Annotated in this window: 17 protein-coding genes; 12 read left to right on the top strand and 5 right to left on the bottom strand. The window is 65.1% G+C overall.

All coding sequences use genetic code 11. The features are described 5' to 3' along the window. Positions 1 to 13: 13 nt before the first annotated feature. Positions 14 to 535 carry a 3-hydroxyacyl-[acyl-carrier-protein] dehydratase FabA gene (fabA, locus tag JQ604_RS27190; protein ID WP_212363747.1) on the bottom strand — a complete coding sequence of 174 codons (522 nt, stop codon included), beginning with the start codon at positions 533 to 535 and terminating at the stop codon, positions 14 to 16. A gap of 339 nt (positions 536 to 874) precedes the next feature. On the opposite strand from fabA, the gene irrA reads away from it, so the two are divergent. Beyond that, positions 875 to 1,363 (top strand): iron response transcriptional regulator IrrA, encoded by a 489-nt coding sequence (irrA, locus tag JQ604_RS27185; RefSeq protein ID WP_283818035.1) that lies wholly within the window; start codon positions 875 to 877, stop codon positions 1,361 to 1,363. A gap of 183 nt (positions 1,364 to 1,546) precedes the next feature. On the opposite strand, the gene JQ604_RS27180 is transcribed toward irrA, so the two are convergent. After that, complete coding sequence (locus JQ604_RS27180; protein ID WP_212363746.1) at positions 1,547 to 2,074, bottom strand: SH3 domain-containing protein; 528 nt, start codon at positions 2,072 to 2,074, stop codon at positions 1,547 to 1,549. Between the two features lie 334 nt (positions 2,075 to 2,408). On the opposite strand from JQ604_RS27180, the gene JQ604_RS27175 reads away from it, so the two are divergent. Further along, a complete protein-coding gene (locus tag JQ604_RS27175; protein WP_212363745.1) occupies positions 2,409 to 3,410 on the top strand; it encodes a 2-hydroxyacid dehydrogenase in 1,002 nt (333 codons plus the stop codon). Between the two features lie 236 nt (positions 3,411 to 3,646). On the opposite strand, the gene JQ604_RS27170 is transcribed toward JQ604_RS27175, so the two are convergent. After that, on the bottom strand, positions 3,647 to 4,561 hold the full coding sequence (locus JQ604_RS27170; protein ID WP_212363744.1) for a LysR family transcriptional regulator: 915 nt from the start codon (positions 4,559 to 4,561) through the stop codon (positions 3,647 to 3,649). 117 nt (positions 4,562 to 4,678) lie between these two features. Between JQ604_RS27170 and JQ604_RS27165 the strand changes: the two genes are divergently transcribed. From JQ604_RS27165 to JQ604_RS27155, 3 genes are all read left to right on the top strand, one after another. Then, positions 4,679 to 5,680: an aldo/keto reductase gene (locus JQ604_RS27165; protein ID WP_212363743.1), complete on the top strand. Its 1,002-nt coding sequence runs from the start codon at positions 4,679 to 4,681 to the stop codon at positions 5,678 to 5,680. 150 nt (positions 5,681 to 5,830) lie between these two features. Further along, the gene (locus tag JQ604_RS27160; protein ID WP_212363742.1) at positions 5,831 to 6,058 is read left to right on the top strand and encodes a hypothetical protein; all 228 of its coding nucleotides are present in this window, start codon (positions 5,831 to 5,833) and stop codon (positions 6,056 to 6,058) included. Positions 6,059 to 6,176: 118 nt separating this feature from the next. Then, a complete protein-coding gene (locus JQ604_RS27155) occupies positions 6,177 to 6,605 on the top strand; it encodes a hypothetical protein (protein ID WP_212363741.1) in 429 nt (142 codons plus the stop codon). Positions 6,606 to 6,658: 53 nt separating this feature from the next. On the opposite strand, the gene JQ604_RS27150 is transcribed toward JQ604_RS27155, so the two are convergent. Next, positions 6,659 to 7,462, bottom strand: a complete 804-nt coding sequence (locus JQ604_RS27150; RefSeq protein WP_212363740.1) for a HesA/MoeB/ThiF family protein — start codon at positions 7,460 to 7,462, stop codon at positions 6,659 to 6,661. A 219-nt stretch (positions 7,463 to 7,681) separates the two neighbouring features. Here JQ604_RS27150 and JQ604_RS27145 point away from each other — a divergent pair, with 219 nt between their 5' ends. Beyond that, entirely contained in the window at positions 7,682 to 9,049 is a 1,368-nt protein-coding gene (locus JQ604_RS27145) for a serine protease (protein WP_212363739.1), read from the top strand. A gap of 73 nt (positions 9,050 to 9,122) precedes the next feature. Here JQ604_RS27145 and mutM read toward each other — a convergent pair whose 3' ends face one another. Then, a complete protein-coding gene (gene mutM, locus JQ604_RS27140; RefSeq protein ID WP_212363738.1) occupies positions 9,123 to 10,004 on the bottom strand; it encodes a bifunctional DNA-formamidopyrimidine glycosylase/DNA-(apurinic or apyrimidinic site) lyase in 882 nt (293 codons plus the stop codon). Positions 10,005 to 10,148: 144 nt separating this feature from the next. Between mutM and ubiE the strand changes: the two genes are divergently transcribed. The 6 genes from ubiE to tsaE all read left to right on the top strand — a co-directional run bounded on the left by ubiE (position 10,149) and on the right by tsaE (position 18,737). After that, positions 10,149 to 10,910: a bifunctional demethylmenaquinone methyltransferase/2-methoxy-6-polyprenyl-1,4-benzoquinol methylase UbiE gene (ubiE, locus tag JQ604_RS27135; RefSeq protein ID WP_212363737.1), complete on the top strand. Its 762-nt coding sequence runs from the start codon at positions 10,149 to 10,151 to the stop codon at positions 10,908 to 10,910. Beyond that, the gene (gene ubiB / locus JQ604_RS27130; protein WP_212363736.1) at positions 10,907 to 12,481 is read left to right on the top strand and encodes a 2-polyprenylphenol 6-hydroxylase; all 1,575 of its coding nucleotides are present in this window, start codon (positions 10,907 to 10,909) and stop codon (positions 12,479 to 12,481) included. The genes ubiE and ubiB overlap by 4 nt, the downstream gene beginning before the upstream one ends. A 56-nt stretch (positions 12,482 to 12,537) precedes the next feature. Next, complete coding sequence (gene coaBC, locus JQ604_RS27125; RefSeq protein ID WP_212363735.1) at positions 12,538 to 13,962, top strand: bifunctional phosphopantothenoylcysteine decarboxylase/phosphopantothenate--cysteine ligase CoaBC; 1,425 nt, start codon at positions 12,538 to 12,540, stop codon at positions 13,960 to 13,962. Beyond that, entirely contained in the window at positions 13,959 to 14,417 is a 459-nt protein-coding gene (gene dut / locus JQ604_RS27120) for a dUTP diphosphatase (protein WP_212363734.1), read from the top strand. Before coaBC ends, dut begins: the two co-directional genes overlap by 4 nt. Before the next feature lie 286 nt (positions 14,418 to 14,703). Next, complete coding sequence (locus JQ604_RS27115) at positions 14,704 to 17,217, top strand: sensor histidine kinase (protein WP_212363733.1); 2,514 nt, start codon at positions 14,704 to 14,706, stop codon at positions 17,215 to 17,217. Beyond that, complete coding sequence (tsaE, locus tag JQ604_RS27110; protein WP_212363732.1) at positions 17,214 to 18,737, top strand: tRNA (adenosine(37)-N6)-threonylcarbamoyltransferase complex ATPase subunit type 1 TsaE; 1,524 nt, start codon at positions 17,214 to 17,216, stop codon at positions 18,735 to 18,737. The genes JQ604_RS27115 and tsaE overlap by 4 nt, the downstream gene beginning before the upstream one ends. Positions 18,738 to 18,836: the final 99 nt, after the last annotated feature.

Raw genomic sequence — 18,836 nt, 5'->3', positions numbered from 1 at the left:
CGTCATGTCTCGCTCAAGAGGGCTCGGTGCCCTGCTTGAACAAGCCAACCTTCAGATCCTTGGCGCGATAAATAATCTCGCCGTCCATGGAAAGCCAGCCGTCGGCAATTCCAAGCACAAGCTTTGAGCGCATCACGCGCTTGATGTCGATGTGATAGACGACCTTACGCACATGCGGCAGCACCTGGCCGGAGAACTTCAGTTCGCCGAGGCCCAGCGCGCGGCCGCGACCTTGCCCGCCGGTCCAGCCGAGATAGAAGCCGACCATTTGCCACATGGCGTCGAGGCCGAGGCAGCCCGGCATCACCGGGTCATTCTTGAAATGGCAATTGAAGAACCAGAGGTCCGGTTTGACGTCGAGCTCGGCATGCACCACGCCCTTGCCGAACTCGCCGCCGGTGTCCGAGATCTCGCTGATGCGGTCGAACATCAGCATCGGCGGCAGCGGCAACTGGGCGTTGCCGGGGCCGAACATTTCGCCCCGCGCGCACGCCAGCAGATCCTCGTATTCGTAACCGTTGCGCCGGTCCAGCATCCCTATCAGCCTCTCAAATGTCCCGATGCAGCGCCATGCGCGGAAGTGTCATGTGCCTGATCGGACCCGTTTTCCCGCGGAACCTTCCTGTCCCGTACCTTGGCGCAACCTAGGGCGCCCCAAAGGCCAACGCCCTGCTGTTCACGCATATGTGGTCCGCGCGCTCTCTAACATAGGCCTCATAAGCCGGCAAAGCGGCATTCAGGGGATAAATCAACGTGTCTCCATGGGGTTCCAGTTTACCTTGGAGCCGTTCTAGTTGCGAAAAACTTGCATCTGATAGAGGGTCTTTTTATATTTGTTGGGGAATATCGCCCGAGTTTCGTGCATAGAGTGGATATGACTGACGAAGTACCGGTTTCGAACGACGACGTGCACCCGGCGGCCCGGGGTGCCGGGCATCACCCGGCCCTGACCGGCTGCCCGTGGCATGACGTCAACGAGATGTTGCAGGCGGCTGGCCTGCGGCCGACCCGTCAGCGCATGGCGCTGGGCTGGCTGCTGTTCGGCAAGGGCGCCCGCCATCTGACCGCGGAAATGCTCTACGAGGAAGCCACGCTGGCCAAGGTTCCGGTGTCGCTGGCGACCGTCTACAACACGCTGAACCAGCTCACCGATGCCGGTCTTTTGCGCCAGGTCAGCGTCGACGGCACCAAGACCTATTTCGACACCAACGTGTCGGCGCACCACCACTTCTATCTCGAGCACAATCACGAGCTGGTCGACATCCCCGACCCGAACCTCGTGCTGTCGCGGATGCCCGACGTGCCCGAAGGCTACGAGATCGCCCGCGTCGACATGGTCGTGCGGCTGCGCAAGAAGCGCTGATCGGCATTACAAGCTGAATTTGATTGTGGCCGGGCTCGTCCCGGCCATTGTCGTTTTGGGGATTTGTAGGGTGGGTTAGGCGAAGCCGTAACCCACCGGCGGTGCTTCAACACACGATGACGCGCGTGGATGGAGAAGATGGTGGGTTACGGCTTCGCCTAACCCACCCTACGATTCTGCGCGTCAATCCACCTTCTCGTCGGCGTAGACGCCCCACAGGCGCTGCTGCTCGATCCAGCCGTCAAAGCCGTTGCCGATGACGCGGCACCAGCTGTTGGTGCACTTCTTGACCTGCGCGACGACACCGGCCTGCAGCTTTGCTGCGACAGCACTGGTCAGGTCAGGGCGATCGTAGATCAAAGCGAGATCGTCCTTGTTCTTCATCGTGACCACCGCCGTGCGGCGGCCCGACAGCAGGGAGTGATAGACCCAGCCTTCCGCGCCTTCGGAATCGCGCACCCGGCGCCAGTTCTCGAATTCGGCGGTGATTTCGACCGGCAGGCCGGAGCGGGTGTAGACCCAGGCGACGTCATTGTCCTTGGTTGGACCGGCACGGACGTTCACATGGTCGGATTTCAGGCTGACATAGCGCGGGATCGGCAATCCGCTGGTGGTGGGGCTCGCATCCTTGGCCGAATGGCTCGTCGTCACCGACGCACCCAGCATGCACCCGACCAGTGCCGCCAACGCACAAAAACGCCCCAACGCCATCACAACTCGTCTCCTGCCGAGATACCAACTCGAATTCTGCGAGTTGCCCTCAAACCAAACGCCGCAATCCCAAATCCCCGTGGCCGCCGCCCCCGGACCTGTCGTTCCGAGGGGTTCTTGTCTTGGCCCGGCCTTCTGCTAGAGAGGACGGAACGCTTGAGAACCAAGACGCCCGAATTTTCCCTTGCCAATCCGGGGTAAGTATCGGGGAACCCTGGGAAACGCGAAGGAATAGCCGGGTGAGCGCGGCCATCCTCAGTGTCGAACAACCCGGTTAATGAGGACTGAACGGCGCGGACATTGACGCCAGCCGCGCACCTCATGAGAGCAGGACATGTCGGTGAAGAAAAAGCCTCTCGTCGTCGTTACCCGCAAGCTGCCGGACTCGATCGAGACCCGGATGCGTGAGCTGTTCGACGCGCGGCTCAATCTCGAAGACACGCCGATGACCCCCGAGCAGATCGCCGAAGCCGTGCGCACCGCCGACGTGCTGGTGCCGACGGTAACGGACATGATCCGCGAGGATGTGCTCAATCAACCCGATTGCAAGCTGAAGATGATCGCCAATTTCGGCAACGGCGTCGACAATATCGACGTCGCGGCGGCGCATGCGCGCGGCATCACCGTGACAAACACGCCGAAGGTTCTGACCGAGGACACCGCCGACATGACCATGGCGCTGATCCTTGCGGTGCCGCGCCGGCTGATCGAGGGCGCCTCGATCCTGACCGACGGCAAGAACTGGGCGGGCTGGTCGCCGACCTGGATGCTCGGCCACCGCATCGGCGGCAAGCGGCTCGGCATCATCGGCATGGGCCGAATCGGCCAGGCCGTGGCGCGCCGCGCCCGCGCCTTCGGCCTGCAGATCCACTATCACAACCGCCGCCCGGTGGCCCCGAAGATCGCCGAAGAGCTCGGCGCCACCTACTGGGAAAGCCTTGACCAGATGCTGGCGCGGATGGACATCATCTCGGTGAACTGCCCGCACACGCCGGCGACCTTCCATCTGCTCTCGGCGCGGCGGCTGAAGCTGATCCGGAAAGAGGCCTATGTCGTCAACACCGCGCGCGGCGAGGTGATCGACGAGGACACGCTGATCAAGCTGATCGAAGCCGGCGAGATCGGCGGCGCCGCGCTCGACGTCTACGAGCACGAGCCCGCGGTGAATCCGAAGCTGGTGCGACTCGCCAAGGCCGGCAAGGTGACCTTGCTGCCGCACATGGGCTCGGCCACCATCGAAGGCCGTGTCGAGATGGGCGAGAAGGTGATCATCAATATCCGCACCTTCCTCGACGCCCACAAGCCGCCGGATCGCGTCCTGCCGAGCATGCTGTAAGCGCGGCGACGCGGGCCGAACCAAAAAAGCGAAAACAACACCATGCAAAGTAGACGTCCTGCCGAGCATGCGGTAACGCCAACCTCCCCTTGAAAAGGGGAGGTCGCTTTGCTCGACAGAGCAAAGCGGGTGGGGATCTGCTCTCTCCGCATATAGCATCGCCTGCGGCTGACCCCCATCCCGACCTTCCCTCTTTCAGGGGGAAGGGGAAGAGCACCGATGGAGCCAATGCGTCGCTACTTGCGCTTCCGCCCCGCCTGCTTGCGCCAATCGGCGACGAATGCCACGAACGCGGCAAGCGCCGGCGGCGGCTGGCGCCGGCTCGGATAGTACAAGAACGGTCCCGGAAACGGCGGCAGCCAGTCGTCGAGCACGCTGACCAGCGCGCCGGATTTCAGGCCGTAGCGCACATAGCCCTCGAAGGTCAGCCAGTAGCCGACGCTGTCATGGACAGCGCGCAGCGCGAGCCCGAGATAAGTCGCGACCAGCTTGGCCGGCGGCGACACTTTCACGACACGACCGTTCTTCTCGAACTCCCAGTCCAGCATCGCACCGCTGCCGAAGCGGGTGCGGATACAGGGATAGTCGAGCAATTCCTTCGGATGCTTGGGGCGGCCGTGCTTGGCCACATACGCGCTCGAGGCCACCACGGCGTAGCGTTGCGGCGCGCCGAGCGACACCGCGATCATGTCCTGCGCCAGATGCTCGCCATAGCGGACGCCGGCATCAAAGCCTTGGGCGACGATGTCCACGAAGGCGCTGTCAGCGACGATCTCCAGATCGATCTGCGGATGCTTGGCGAGGAACGGCGCGATCATCGGCGCCAGCACCAAATCGATCGCCGGCGGCGGCGCGTTGATGCGCAACCGGCCCGACGGCACGTCGCGCAAGCCGCGCACCTGGTCGAGCGCGCCCGCGACATCGGCCATCGCCGGCCCGACGCGCGCGAGCAGCAGCTCGCCGGCCTCGGTCAACGCGACGCTGCGGGTGGTGCGGTTCATCAGGCGGACGCCGAGCCGCTCCTCCATGTCGCGCAGGCGCTGGCTGAGGCTGGAGACGGAGACGCCCTGCTCCACCGCGGCACGGCGAAAATTGCGCGTGCGCGCCACCGCCACGAAGGCATCGAGATCGCGAAGGTCAAAATCTTGCATTGTTCGGCATATAGAACACGCTATTCATGATTGTCCAGCTTATCGCTGCAATCAAAACGGCGCATATCCGCCTCGGCTTTCGGCGACGCTTCAGCTCGCCTTTCGCGGAGAACAATCATGGACGCGCGCAAACTCGGTTCCACCGGCCCCGTCGTCTCGACACTCGGCCTCGGCTGCATGGGCATGTCGGATTTCTACGGACCAACCGATCGCAGCGAGAGCATCGCCACCATCCACGCCGCGCTCGAGGCCGGCATCACGCTGCTCGACACCGGCGATTTCTACGGCATGGGCCACAACGAGATGCTGATCGGCGAGGCGCTCGCTGGCCGCAACCGCGACAATCTGCGGATCAGCGTCAAGTTCGGCGCGCTGCGCGATCCGCAACGCGGATTTCTCGGCTATGACAGTCGGCCGGCCGCGGTGAAGAATTTCGTCGCCTATTCGCTGCAGCGGCTGCGTGTCGATCACATCGACATCTATCGTCCGGCGCGGCTCGATCCCGGCGTTCCCATCGAGGAGACGATTGGCGCGATGGCCGATATGATCAAGGCCGGCTGGATCCGTCACATCGGCCTCTCCGAGGTCGGCTCCGAGACCATCCGCCGCGCGCACGCCGTGCATCCGATCGCCGATCTGCAGATCGAATACTCGCTGATCTCGCGCGGCATCGAGAGCGACATCCTGAAAACCTGCCGCGAGCTCGGCATCGGCATCACGGCCTATGGCGTGCTGGCGCGCGGGCTGATCAGCGGCCATTGGTCGAAGGACCGCGCAGAAGCAAAGGATTTCCGCCTGCTCAGCCCGCGCTTCCAGGCCGGCAATATCGACGCCAACCTCGCGCTTGCCGATCGGCTGCGCGCCATCGCCGCCGAGGTCGGCGCCTCGCCGGCGCAGGTGGCGATCTCCTGGGTCGCGGCACAGGGCAAGGACATCGTGCCGCTGGTCGGCGCACGGCGGCGCGAGCGGCTGACCGAAGCGCTTGGCGCGCTCGACGTGAAGCTGGCGGATGCGCATCTCGTCGCACTGGCAAGAGCGTTTCCGCCCGGCGTTGCCTCGGGCGGGCGCTATCCGGAAGAGCATCTCAAGCACATGGACAGTGAAAAGCCGGCGTCCTGAGTGGCGCAGATCACGCACCGGCTCTCCATGAGGCCGGTGCGCCAACTTCTTTTCCGTGAGAAACATCACGGTACCTCGTCCCGTCCGTCCTTAACGTCCCTGCGCAGTCGAAGCGGATGACCCCTTCGCCTCGCGACAGGAGATGGACAGATGAAGAAATCCGAAGCGAAGTCCCTACAGTCGGTCGATGAGACCCTCGAAGCGCCGGTCCGGCTCACCCCGGATCAGCTCGAAACCGTCGCAGCCGGGTTCGCGGTGAAGCTCACCGAAAGTGCGAATGCAAGCATAAAGATCGGCACGGGCACCATCTGGGGTCTCTACCCGGTGGAGCCTTCCAGCCCTCTTTCTGCGCTGCAGGCTCTCTCAACGATGAAGTGAACTCAGCGTCATCGCAGAGACGGGATGGCGTTCGGCACATAGCGCGCCGGACGTCGCCTCGGACGCCTTTTCATTCAGAGGCAGCTCACACTGCACCAGCAGCGAAATAGAGGGTTTCATGTCCGACGAACCACGCAAGCAGATCGACTGTCCCAGCGCACCGGCGAATGCCGACGGCGCCCGCATCTTTGGCGTGATGACCGGCACGCCGGAAGAGCATCGGGTCGGCTATCTCACCGAAGCTCTGCCGGTGACCGAGAAGCTGCTGTCCCTCTCGGGACCCGCGAAGCCCACCGAACTTTTCCGCATTGCGGCGCCCTGCGCCAACGGCGGCTGCAAGCATTTCAAGGACAACTCCTGCGCTCTGGCACAGCGAATCGTTGCCGGCGTCCCGGCAGTCGTCAACGCACTGCCCGCCTGCCAGATCCGCTCGACCTGCCGCTGGTTCCGTCAGGAAGGCAAGGAAGCGTGCTTCCGCTGCCCGCAGGTGATGACGGACATCCCGAATGCATCCGACTTCGAGAAGCAGATCGCGGACTCTGATTAGAGCATGATCCGGAAAAGTGTGAAGCGGTTTTCCGAAAAGATCATGCCCAAAAGCTAAAGCGCGTGTCCGCTCAAATCGGTGATCGCAGGCGCATCACCATTGAGCGGATTCTGCGGATCGCGCGCGTAACGCAGCGTCTCGAACCGCATCGCGCGCGCATCGACCATCAGCAGGCGCCCGACCAGGCTCTCGCCAAACCCGACGATCTCGCGGATCGCCTCCAGCGCCATCATCGAGCCGAGAATCCCGGCGAGCGCGCCCATCACGCCGGCCTCCGCGCAGGCCGGCACCGTGCCCGGCGGCGGCGCTTCGGGGAACAGGCAGCGATAGGTCGGATTGAACTCGCCCTTCTCATTGGTCTCATGGGCGCGGATCGTGGTCAGCGAGCCGTCGAACTGGCCGAGCGCCGCGGTGATCAATGGTTTGCCGGCGAGGAAGCAGGCATCGGAGACCAGATAGCGGGTCTCGAAATTGTCGGAACCATCGAGCACGAGATCGTAACCCGAGATCAGCGCCATCGCATTCTTCGCATCGAGCCGCGCCGCATGCGCCTCGAAATGGACATGCGGATTGAGCGCGTGGATCTGCTCGGCGGCGCTGTCGACCTTGCGCTTGCCGATGTCGGGCGTCGTATGGATCACCTGGCGCTGCAAATTGGACAGCGAGACGATGTCGTCATCGACCACGCCGAGCGTGCCGACACCAGCCGCCGCCAGATACATCAGCGCGGGTGCGCCGAGCCCGCCGGCGCCGATCACCAGCACGGAAGCTTCCTTCAGTGCCTTCTGCCCGGGGCCGCCGACGTCGCGCAGCACGATGTGGCGGGCATAGCGTTCGAGTTCGTCGGCACTCAGCATCGTCTTGTCAGTCCTTAACTCTCGACCCTCATGGTGAGGAGCGCGGAACGCGCGTCTCGAACCATGCGGCCCCGTCCGTGGCCTCGTCCTTCGAGACGCGGCTTGCGCCGCTCCTCAGGATGAGGGTCTGAGAACCTGAACCGGGGCACGGTTGTTGCCGACCAAGCAGATGTGCTTAATTGCGTGGACGTCAATGGCCCTGATCCCCCCGGATTTGTCATGAGATTGATGCTTTCGGCAACATCGTTGCTTGCGGTCACGATGCTGGCCGCCATGAGCACCGCGCAGGCCCAGATGACGCCGCCGGCGACCGGCGGGACCAAGCCCAAGACCGTCACCACCGTTCCGATCCGCCCCGCGCTGCAGAAGCCCGAGGATACCGCCAATGCGATGGCGCAGACCGAGCGGCTGGCGCTGCAATCCGACCTCGCCTGGGTCGGCGAATACAACGGCGCCATCACCGGTGACGTCAGCGAGCGCATGGTCAACGCGATCAAGGAATTCCAGAAGAACCGCGGCGGCAAGCCGACCGGTGTGCTCAATCCGCAGGAGCGCGGCGCGCTCGCCGACACCGCGCGGAAATGGCAGGACAGTGTCGGCTGGAAGATCGTCACCGAGCCTGCCACCGGCGCGCGACTGGGCATTCCGACCAAGCTGGTGCCGCAACTCACCAGCGACGCCAACGGCGCGCGATGGACGTCGCCGACAGGCACCGTCCAGGTTCTGCTGACGCGGTCCAAGGAGGCGGGCCCAACCACCGCAAAGCTCGCCGATCGCGAAAAGAAGGCCGCCGGCCGCACCGTCGACTACACGGTGGTGAAGCCGGACTTCTTCGTGCTGTCGGGCCTGCAGGGCCTGAAGAAGTTTTATCTGCGCGGCACCCTCAAGGGCGACGAGGTACGTATCCTCACCATCCTCTACGACCAGGCGATGGAAAATACCGTTGAGCCGGTCGTGATCGCGATGTCGAGCGCGTTCACCGCGTTTCCATCGGGCCCTGTTGCCGGTCCACCACCGCGCAAGATGGTGGAATACGGCACCGGCGTCGTGGTGAGCGAGGACGGCGCCATCGTCACGGACCGCATCGTGACCGATGACTGCCTCGCGCTGACGATCCCGGGCTATGGCAATGCCGACCGCGTCGCCGAAGACAAGGAGCATGACCTCGCGCTGCTGCGCATCTACGGCGCACGCGCCTTGAAGCCGCTCACTCTTGCAGGAGGCAGCACGAAGACTGCGCTGGACGTCACCGGCATAGCCGATCCGCACAGCCAGGGCGGCGGCGCGGCCGCAAGCACCGTCAAGGCCTCGATTGCGCAGGCCGGCATCGATACCGCGTTGTCGCCGCCACCGGCGATCGGCTTCTCCGGCGCTGCTGCGCTCGACAATGATGGCAAGTTCGCCGGCATCGCCTTGCTGAAGCCGGTGCTGGTCGCGGGGCCTGCGAATGCTGCGCCGGCCGCACAGGCGACGCTGGTGTCGGCCAACACCGTGCGCGATTTCCTCAAAGCGCGAGACGTGACCGCTGCAGGCGGATCATCTGATGCCAAGGCCGCTGTCGTCCGTGTGATCTGCGTCCGCAAGTAAACCTATCTCAACGAGACGCCACCAGTCCGCCAAGACATCCGCGATGCCGGTCGGTGCCGGCGTATCCATCGCGCTACTTCTGGCACTTCGGACACCAGAACGTTGAACGGCCGTTCTGGGTGAAGCGCTTGACGATGCCGCCGCAGCGCGGCGTGCGGCATGTCTCGCCCTCGCGATCGTAGACCTGGAACGAGTGCTGGAAATAGCCCATCTCGCCCGTGGTCAGCCGATGATCCGAGATCGAGGAGCCACCGGCCTTGATCGCGGCGTTGAGCACGGCGTGGATCGCTTCGACCAAGCGCTTCGCATGATCGGTCGGCTCGGCCTTCTTGGTCGCGAGCGTCGCGGCCAATCGACGCGGTGAGAGATGCGCGCGAAACAGCGCCTCGCAGACATAGATGTTGCCGAGGCCCGCGACGACGCGCTGGTCGAGCAGCGCAGCCTTCAGGCTGGTCTTCTTGTTGTGACAGGCGCGTGCCAGCATCGTCGCATCGAACTCGTTGCCGAGCGGCTCGGGGCCGAGATCCTTCAGAAGCGGTTCTTCATCCAGCGCGTTGCGCGCAATGATCTTCATGTAGCCGAAGCGGCGCGGGTCGTTGAAGATGACGGCTGAGCCCGACGACATGTGAAACACCACATGGTCATGCGCGCGATCCTCGCTGCGCGGATAATGGAATTCGCCCGGCGTCGACTTGCCGTCGCCCTTCAGCACGCGGAACGAGCCGGACATGCCCAGATGCATCAGCAGCACGTCACCGGAGGTGAGGTCCGCCATCAGATATTTGGCGCGGCGGCCGAGCCCGGTGACGGTCTGGCCCTCGAGCCGGGCGATAAAGTCTTTTTGAAAGGGAAACCGCAGATCTTTTCGGCGAGCTTCGGCCTTGACGATCTTTGCCCCTTCCATGGCCGGTTGCAGGCCGCGGCGGACGGTCTCGACTTCGGGTAATTCCGGCATAGGTTTGGCATTCACCTTTTGAAGGTGACGTGATAGCGCCATTGCGGCCGCCGCGCTATGGTTTGGCCTGGAGCGTTTTCCAGCGAAGTGGGCACCGGTTCGCGTGAAGAAAACGCGACCAAAAAGGGCAAGAGTTAAAAGTTGATGGATCGGCCGGATCAAACCACCCATTTCGGCTTCAGGGACGTGCCCCTGGGCGACAAGCAGACGCTGGTGAACGATGTGTTTCACAGCGTGGCATCGCGCTATGACCTGATGAACGACCTGATGTCCGGCGGCCTGCACCGGATCTGGAAGGACATCATGATCACGGCGCTCGATCCGCCGAAGCGCGATACGCCGTTTGCGTTGCTCGACGTCGCCGGCGGTACCGGTGACATCTCCTTCCGTGCGGCGAAGGCCGCGGGCGCGGGCTTCCGCGCCACCGTCTGCGACATCAATTCCGACATGCTCGCGGTCGGCCGCGAGCGCGCCGCCAAGCGCCATCTCGATGACCAGGTCACGTTCGTCGAGGGCAATGCGGAGGAACTCCCCTTCGCGGATCGTTCGTACGACGCCTACACGATCGCGTTCGGCATCCGCAACGTGCCGCGGATCGACGCCGCGCTGCGCGAGGCCTATCGCGTGCTGCGCCCCGGCAGCCGTTTCCTGTGCCTGGAATTCTCCACCGTCGACGTGCCCGGCCTCGACCGGATCTACGATCTGTTCTCGTTCAAGGTGATCCCGCCGCTCGGCCGCGCCATCACGGGAGATGCCGAGTCCTATCAATATCTCGTCGAGTCGATCCGCAAGTTTCCGCGGCCGAACGCCTTCGCCGAGATGATCAGCGCCGCCGGCTTCTCCCGCGTCAAGTGGCAGAGCCTCTCCGGCGGCATCGTAGCGCTGCATTCGGGCTGGCGTTTGTGATCTCTGCACTGACCCACATTTCGCGCCTCGCCCGCGCCGGTTTCGTGTTTGCGCGCGAGGGCGTGTTCGGCGTCGTCGATCCCGCGCTGGTGCCGCCGCCGGGACAGCTTGCGTTGAAGCTCGCACGCCTTGTCGAGCGGCGCGGCGCCAAATCAGGTGCGCGGCTGACGACGGCGCTGACCCGGCTCGGACCGGCTTATCTCAAGCTCGGCCAGTTCCTCGCCACCCGGCCCGACGTCGTCGGCGTCGCGATGGCGCGCGACCTCGAAAGCTTGCAGGACCGGCTGCCGCCGTTCTCGCAGACCGAAGCCGAGAACGTGATCGCGCAGGCGCTGGAGCGCCCGGTGTCGCAGGCCTTTGTCAGCCTCGGCCCGCCGGTCGCCGCCGCCTCGATCGCGCAGGTGCATCGCGGCGAGGTGATGCGCGACGGCGTGAAACGGCAGGTCGCGGTGAAGGTGCTGCGCCCCAACGTCGCCTCGCGCTTCCGCCGCGACCTCAGCGATTTCTTCTTCGTCGCGCATAATGCCGAGGCGCATTCCGCCGAAGCGCGCCGCTTGAGGCTGATCGAGGTCATCAACACCATGTCGCGCTCGGTCGCGATGGAGATGGATCTCCGCCTCGAAGCCGCCGCGCTCTCGGAGATGGCGGAGAACACCCGAGACGATCCGGACTTCCGCGTGCCCGAGGTCGATTGGGACCGCACCACGCACAACGTGCTGACGATGGAGTGGATCGACGGCATCGCGTTGAACGATCATGCGCGCCTCGCCGAGACCCATGTCGACCTGCCCGATCTCGGCCGCAAGGTGATCCAGAGCTTTCTGCGCCACGCGCTGCGCGACGGCTTCTTCCACGCCGACATGCATCCCGGAAACCTGTTCCTCGACGATTCCGGCCGGCTCGTCGCCGTGGATTTCGGCATCATGGGACGGCTCGGACTGAAGGAGCGCCGCTTCCTCGCCGAGATTCTGCTCGGCTTCATCACGCGCGACTATCGCCGCGTCGCCGAGGTGCATTTCGAGGCCGGCTATGTGCCGGGGCACCATTCGGTGGAGAATTTTGCGCAAGCGATCCGCGCGATCGGCGAGCCGATCCACAATCGTACCGCCGAAGAAATCTCGATGGCGAAGCTGCTGACCCTGTTGCTCGAGGTCACCGGCCTGTTCGACATGCAGACGCGGCCCGAACTGATCCTGCTGCAGAAGACCATGGTGGTGGTCGAGGGCGTGGCCCGCGGCTTCGACCCCAAGCTCGACATCTGGAAGATCGCCGACCCCGTGGTGCGCGAGTGGATCACGGAAAATCTTGGGCCCCTCGGCCGCATCCAGGGCGCGATGACCGGAGCCGGCGAGCTCGGCCGGGTGCTGGCCGGCCTGCCGGCGATAGCTTCGCGGGCCGTGGCGGTGCTGGAAAATCTGGAGAAGATGAGCCGGGAGGGCGTCACCCTGTCGCCCGAGACCATCGCTGCGATGGGCCGCTCCGAGGGCCGCCGGAACCGCTGGCGGACGGTTGCGCTCTGGATCATCGCGGCCACCTTCATCGCCATCCTGGTCGCGATCAAGCAGTTATGATTGCAATGCATGCATGATGTGATAGCATCGCTATCACATCATCGGAGGCCCGCCCCATGGCCAGCCTGACCATCCGCAAGCTCGACGAGACGCTCAAGGCCTATCTCCGGCTGCGCTCCGCCAGGAACGGGCGCTCCGTGGAAGAAGAGATCCGGGTCATCCTCCGTGACCTCGCCGAGGGCCGCGGCGAGCCCGTGGAAACGCCACTGGCCGACCTGACCGAGAGCCTGGCCCCCGCCCCGCAGCGCGCCGGCAGCGCTGGAGAGCCGCAGGTGACCCTGATCATCGGCGGTGGGATCGCAGCCTACAAGGCGCTGGACCTGATCCGGCGGCTGAAGGAGCGGCGGATCGGCGTCCGCTGCGTGCTGACCAAGGCCGCCCAGCAATTCGTGACGCCACTCGCCGCCAGCGCGCTGTCGCATGAGCGGGTCTACACTGACCTGTTCGACGCCGAGAGCGAGTTCGACGCCGGCCATATCCGGCTCGCCCGCGAATGCGACCTGATCGTGGTGGCGCCGGCGACCGCCGATTTGATGGCCAAGATGGCGCAAGGCCATGCCGACGATCTCGCCAGCGCGATCCTGCTCGCCGCCAACAGGCCGATCCTGCTGGCGCCGGCGATGAATCCGCTGATGTGGAACAACCCGGCGACCCGCCGCAATGTGCTGCAGCTCCGCCGCGACGGCGTCCACACCGTCGGCCCCAACGCCGGCGAGATGGCGGAAGCCGGTGAGGCCGGCGTCGGGCGGATGGCCGAGGCGGTCGAGATCGCGGCCGCCGCCGACCACATGCTGCGCCCGCCGCAGCCGCGCCCGCTCGCCGGAAAACGCGTGCTCATCACGGCGGGTCCGACGCATGAGGCGATCGATCCCGTGCGCTACATCGCCAACCGATCCTCCGGCAAACAGGGGTTTGCCATCGCCGCCGCAGCCCAGGCCGCCGGCGCCGAGGTCGTGCTGGTCTCCGGTCCGGTGGACTTGCGCGATCCGCCCGGTGTGACCGTGATGCGCGTCGAATCGGCGCGCGACATGCTGCATCGGGTCGAGGCCGCGCTGCCCGCCGACATCGCGATCTTCGCCGCCGCAGTCGCCGACTGGCGTGTCGCGAGTGAGGGCGCGCAGAAGCTGAAGAAGACAGGCGCCGGCATGCCGCCGCTTCAGTTGGTCGAAAACCCCGACATCCTCGCCACGATCTCGAAGCTGACAGAGAAGCGTCCGCCGCTGGTGATCGGATTCGCCGCCGAGACCGAGCATCTGATCGACAACGCCAAGGCCAAGATCGCGCGCAAGGGCTGCGACTGGATCGTCGCCAATGACGTCTCGCCGGCATCAGGCGTGATGGGCGGCGACCGCAACACGATTCATCTGCTGACGCGGAACGGCGCGGACATCGAGGTTGATTCCTGGCCCGTGATGTCCAAGGAAGAGGTCGCGACCGCATTGGTGTCGCGAATCGCCAAAGCCGTGGAGACGTCGTCGTGAGCGCGCCGATCAAGGTCGAAATCCGCCAGCTGCCGCATGGCGCTGATCTCTTGCTGCCGGCCTACCAGACAGCCGACGCGGCCGGTCTCGATCTGCTGGCGGCCGTGCCGCGCTCGGCGCCGCTGATCCTGCTGCCCGGACGCTACGAGATGGTTCCGACCGGGCTGACCATCGCGCTGCCTCCGGGCTACGAGGCGCAGGTGCGGCCGCGCTCCGGCCTCGCCGCCAAACACGGCATCACGGTGCTGAACTCGCCGGGCACGATCGACGCCGACTATCGCGGCGAGATCAACGTGATCCTGATCAATCACGGCCAGGACGCGTTCTCGATCCGCCGCGGCGAACGCATCGCGCAGATGGTGATCGCGCCGGTCACGCGCGCCGAGCTGGTTCCGGTCGACGCGCTGTCCACGACCGATCGCGGCAGCGGCGGCTTCGGCTCGACCGGTCGCTAACGAAAAATTCCCGCGCAATTACGGGAAAATTTGCGCGATCGCGCACGTCGTCACCGCATTTTTTCACAACCGATTTCGCGTTCACGATCTGGACTCTTACCCCCTGAGTCACCTTGGGACTATTCTGCTTTGATTCGAGCACGGCGGGGGGTCTTCGCCGGGCAGGCGTGGCGGCGCATCGAGTTTATCGTCATGCCGTATCCTCTTGGTCGAGCATGATTTTCCGGAAAGCCGGTCTTCCCTCTCTGCGGATCGTGCGCTGAAGTTGTGCGTTCTGGGGCAAATAATGTCGGGCGTAGTCGCGGCCATGCGTCGAACCCTGCTGTCATGCACCTCACTGGCGCGCGACGGCGTGATTGCGCTCGCCACCACGGCACTGTGGCCGGCAAGCAAAGCGTATGCCGCCGACATGGCGTTCACCGATGTCCTTGCCGGCCTGTTCGACCTCAATCATCAGGAAATCGCGGTCCTCACCACCTCGTTCGCGCTGGTCGGTTTCTCCGTGGTCGCCGCGATCCTGCTGATGCGGACGCGGCTGCGCGCGACCGGCAACGAAATGCGGCTGCGCTCGGAGATCGCGGACCTGCAGGCGCAGTCCGACCGGTTGCGCGCGCTGCTGTTCGCCGAGCCGCAGGTGCTGATCTCCTGGAACGCCGGCGACAACCGTCCGCAGATCTCCGGCGACATCTCGCTGTTGATGTCGCAGGACATCCACGCGCCGCAGCGCATCCTCGCCTTTGGAACCTGGCTGCCGCCCGAGCCGGCGCTGCAGATGGACCATGCCGTCGACGCGCTGCGCGAGAAGGGCGAGCCCTTCCTGCTCAATCTCTCGACCTCGGCGGGCCGCGCCATCGAGGCGATGGGCCGCGCGATCGGCGGCCAAGCCATTGTGCGGATTCGCGAACTCGGCGGACTGCGCCGCGAGCTCGCCGAATCCAATTTGCGCTACAAGACACTGCAGGAAGAGACCGAGCTGCTGCGCGACTTCGCCGCCTCGGCGCCGTGGCCGATCTGGGCCAAGAGCGCGGAAGGCAATCTGCGGTACGCCAATGCCGCCTACGTCCGTGCGACCGAGGGGAACAGCGTCGCGGATACGATCCGTCGCAATCTCGAGCTGCTCGAGAGCGACCAGCGCACCGACATGAGCCGCGTGCTCAACGACAATTCCAGCTACAGCGCGCGGCTGCCGATCGTGGTCAGCGGCGAGCGCCGCATCTATGACGTGCAGGCGCTGAAGCTCGGCGGCGGCAGTGCCGGGATTGCGATCGATGCCAGCGAGGCGGCCGCGCTGAAGGCCGCGATGGCGCGGATGATGGAAGCGCACCGCCGCACGCTCGACCAATTGTCGTCGGGCGTCGCGGTGTTCGACGCCAACCGCCGGCTCTCCTTCTACAATGAATCCTACCGGCGGCTCTGGGACTTCGACCAGGCGTTCCTCGACGGCAACCCCGATGATTCGAGCGTGCTCGATCGCCTGCGCGCCAACCGCAAGCTGCCGGAGCAGCCGGACTTCCGCGCCTGGAAGGCCAAGCTGCATGAGGCCTATCGCGCGGTCGAATCGGAGACCTACACCTGGTTCCTGCCTGACGGCCGCGCCGTCAGCGTCGTCACCACGCCGAACCTCGAGGGCGGCGTCACCTATCTGTTCGACAACGTCACCGAAAGCCTCGACCTCGCCCGCCGCTTCGACGGCCTGACGCGGGTGCAGCGCGAGACGCTGGACAATCTCGCCGAAGCGGTCGCTGTGTTCGGCAGCAACGGCCGCGCCCGGCTGTTCAACCCGGCCTTCGCCAGGATGTGGAAGCTGTCGCCGGAAGCGCTGCACGAGGAGCCGCATATCGAGACGGTGGAAGCGCTGTGCAAACCGCTGTTCGACGACGCGCTGACCTGGCGGACGCTCCGCGAATCCGTCACCGCGCTCGAGAGCCGCGCCCAGGTCGCGTTGAAGCTGGAACGCAAGGACGGCAGCGTGCTGACCTGCCAGAGCATGCCGCTGCCGGACGGCGCGACGCTCCTGACCTTCCAGGACATCACCGACACCGAGAATGTCGAGCGCGCGCTGCGCGAGCGCAACGAGGCGCTGGAGACCGCCGACCAGATGAAGGTGGACTTCGTCCACCACGTCTCCTACGAGCTGCGCGCGCCCTTGACCACCATCATCGGCTTCGCGCATTTCCTCAGCGATCCCTCGACCGGGCCGCTGACGCCGAAGCAGGCCGAGTATCTCGACTACGTCACCAAATCGACCAACGCGCTCCTGGCGCTGACCAACAACATCCTCGACCTCGCCACCATCGACGCCGGCGCGATGAAGCTCGAGCTCGGCCCGGTCAATATCGGCAAGGCGATCGAGGCCGCCGCCGAGGGTATCCAGGACCGGCTCGCCACCGACCGGATCGCGCTCAAGGTCGAGGTTTCGCCCAATATCGGTGATTTCATCGGCGACGAGCGGCGGGTTGTGCAGGTGCTCTACAATCTGCTCGCCAACGCCGTCGGCTTCTCGCCGCATGATGCGACGGTGACCATCAGCGCGCGGCGGACCGAGCACAGCGTGGTGTTTGCGGTGACCGATGCGGGGCCCGGCATTCCGCCGGAGATGAAGGACAAGGTGTTCAACTGGTTCGAGAGCCATTCGCACGGCTCCCGGCACCGCGGTGCCGGCCTTGGCCTGTCGCTGGTGCGCTCCTTCGTCGAGCTGCATGGCGGCCGGGTACGGGTCGATTCGACCGTCGGCAAGGGCACCACCGTGACCTGCGACTTCCCGATCGACCAGACCGCGCATCGCAACGCCGCGGAATGAGCGCCCCGACCACATTCTCGGTGCCGCTCGCGAACGAAACCGCGACGGCGCAGCTGATGGCCGATCTCGCGCTCCTGATCGGCGCCGGCGACACCATCACGCTGTCCGGCGATCTCGGCGCCGGCAAGACCGCATCCGCCCGCGCGCTGATCCGCTATCTCGCCGGCGACGACGAACTGGAAGTGCCGAGCCCGACCTTCACCCTGGCGCAGAGCTACGAGCTTCCGTCATTCCCGCTCATCCACGCCGATCTCTACCGGATCAATGATGCGAGCGAGCTGGAGGAGATCGGGCTGTCGCCATTGCCCGACGGCATCGTCGCGCTGATCGAATGGCCGGAGCGCGCGCCCGACGCGCTGCCTGCCGATCGCATCGACATCGCCTTCAGCCATCGTCCCGCGCTCGGATCGACCGCGCGCGCCGCCGAGATCACCGGTCACGGCACATCCGCCGCAAAGGTTTCACGACTGAAGACGCTGCGCCAGTTTCTCGAGCTCGCGGGTTTCCTCGACGCCGCGCGCGAGCGCATGCCGGGCGATGCCTCGACGCGCTCCTACGCGCGGCTGCGCAACGATGACGGCAGCGTCATCCTGATGAACTCGCCGAAGCGGCCCGATGGGGCTGCGATCTACAACGGACGATCCTACAGCGCCGCCGTGCATCTCGCCGAGGACGTCAAGCCGTTCGTCGCCATCGGCAACGGCCTGCGCAAGCACGGCTTCTCGGCGCCTGCGATCCGGCACACCCATCTCGACGCCGGCTTCCTCATCACCGAGGATTTCGGCGGTGTCGGCGTTATTGAAGGCGATCCGCCGCAGCCCATCGCCGAGCGTTATGAAGCCGCGACCGACATGCTAGCGGCGCTGCATCGCGAGACGTTGCCGGAGCAGCTGCCGCTGACGCAGCATTCGATCTACAACATCCCCGTGTTCGACATCGACGCCTGGCTGATCGAGATCGGCCTGATGCTCGAATGGTACATGCCCGATCGCGGCGTCACGCCGAGCGACGAACTGCGCGACGAATTCTTTGCGATGTGGCGCACGCTGCTGGAGAAGCCGGCGGCCGCGCCGCGGACCTGGGTGATGCGCGACTTCCATTCGCCGAACATCATCTGGCTCGCCGAGCGCACCGGCATCCTGCGTGTCGGCATCATCGACTTCCAGGACGCGGTGCTCGGTCCGGCCGCCTACGACATGGTGTCGCTGCTGCAGGATGCGCGGATCGACGTGCCCGAGCAGCTCGAGCTCTCGCTGTTGACCCGCTACATCAAGGCGCGACGCGCGACCGATGACACCTTCGATCCGGCCGCCTTCGCCGAGCTCTATGCCATCATGTCGGCGCAGCGGAATACGCGGTTGCTCGGCACCTTCGCCCGACTCAACCGGCGTGACGGGAAGCCGCAATATCTCAAGCACCAGCCGCGGATCTGGACCTACCTCAACCGGTCGCTGGCCCACCCGGCGCTATCAGGCTTCCGCGACTGGTATCAGGCCCACGTGCCACCACCGGTTCGGTAGACTCCTTGTTTGACGCGTTTTCTTGACGCGAACCGGTATCCACTTCGCTCGAAAACGCTATGGTTTACCGGTTGTTAGCCATCCCTCTCCTACACTGCG

Source organism: Bradyrhizobium jicamae (genome assembly GCF_018130695.1).
GTDB lineage: Bacteria > Pseudomonadota > Alphaproteobacteria > Rhizobiales > Xanthobacteraceae > Bradyrhizobium > Bradyrhizobium jicamae_B.
The sequence above is the reverse complement of the archived record's forward strand: the minus strand, read 5'-3'. Positions and strand labels throughout refer to the sequence as shown.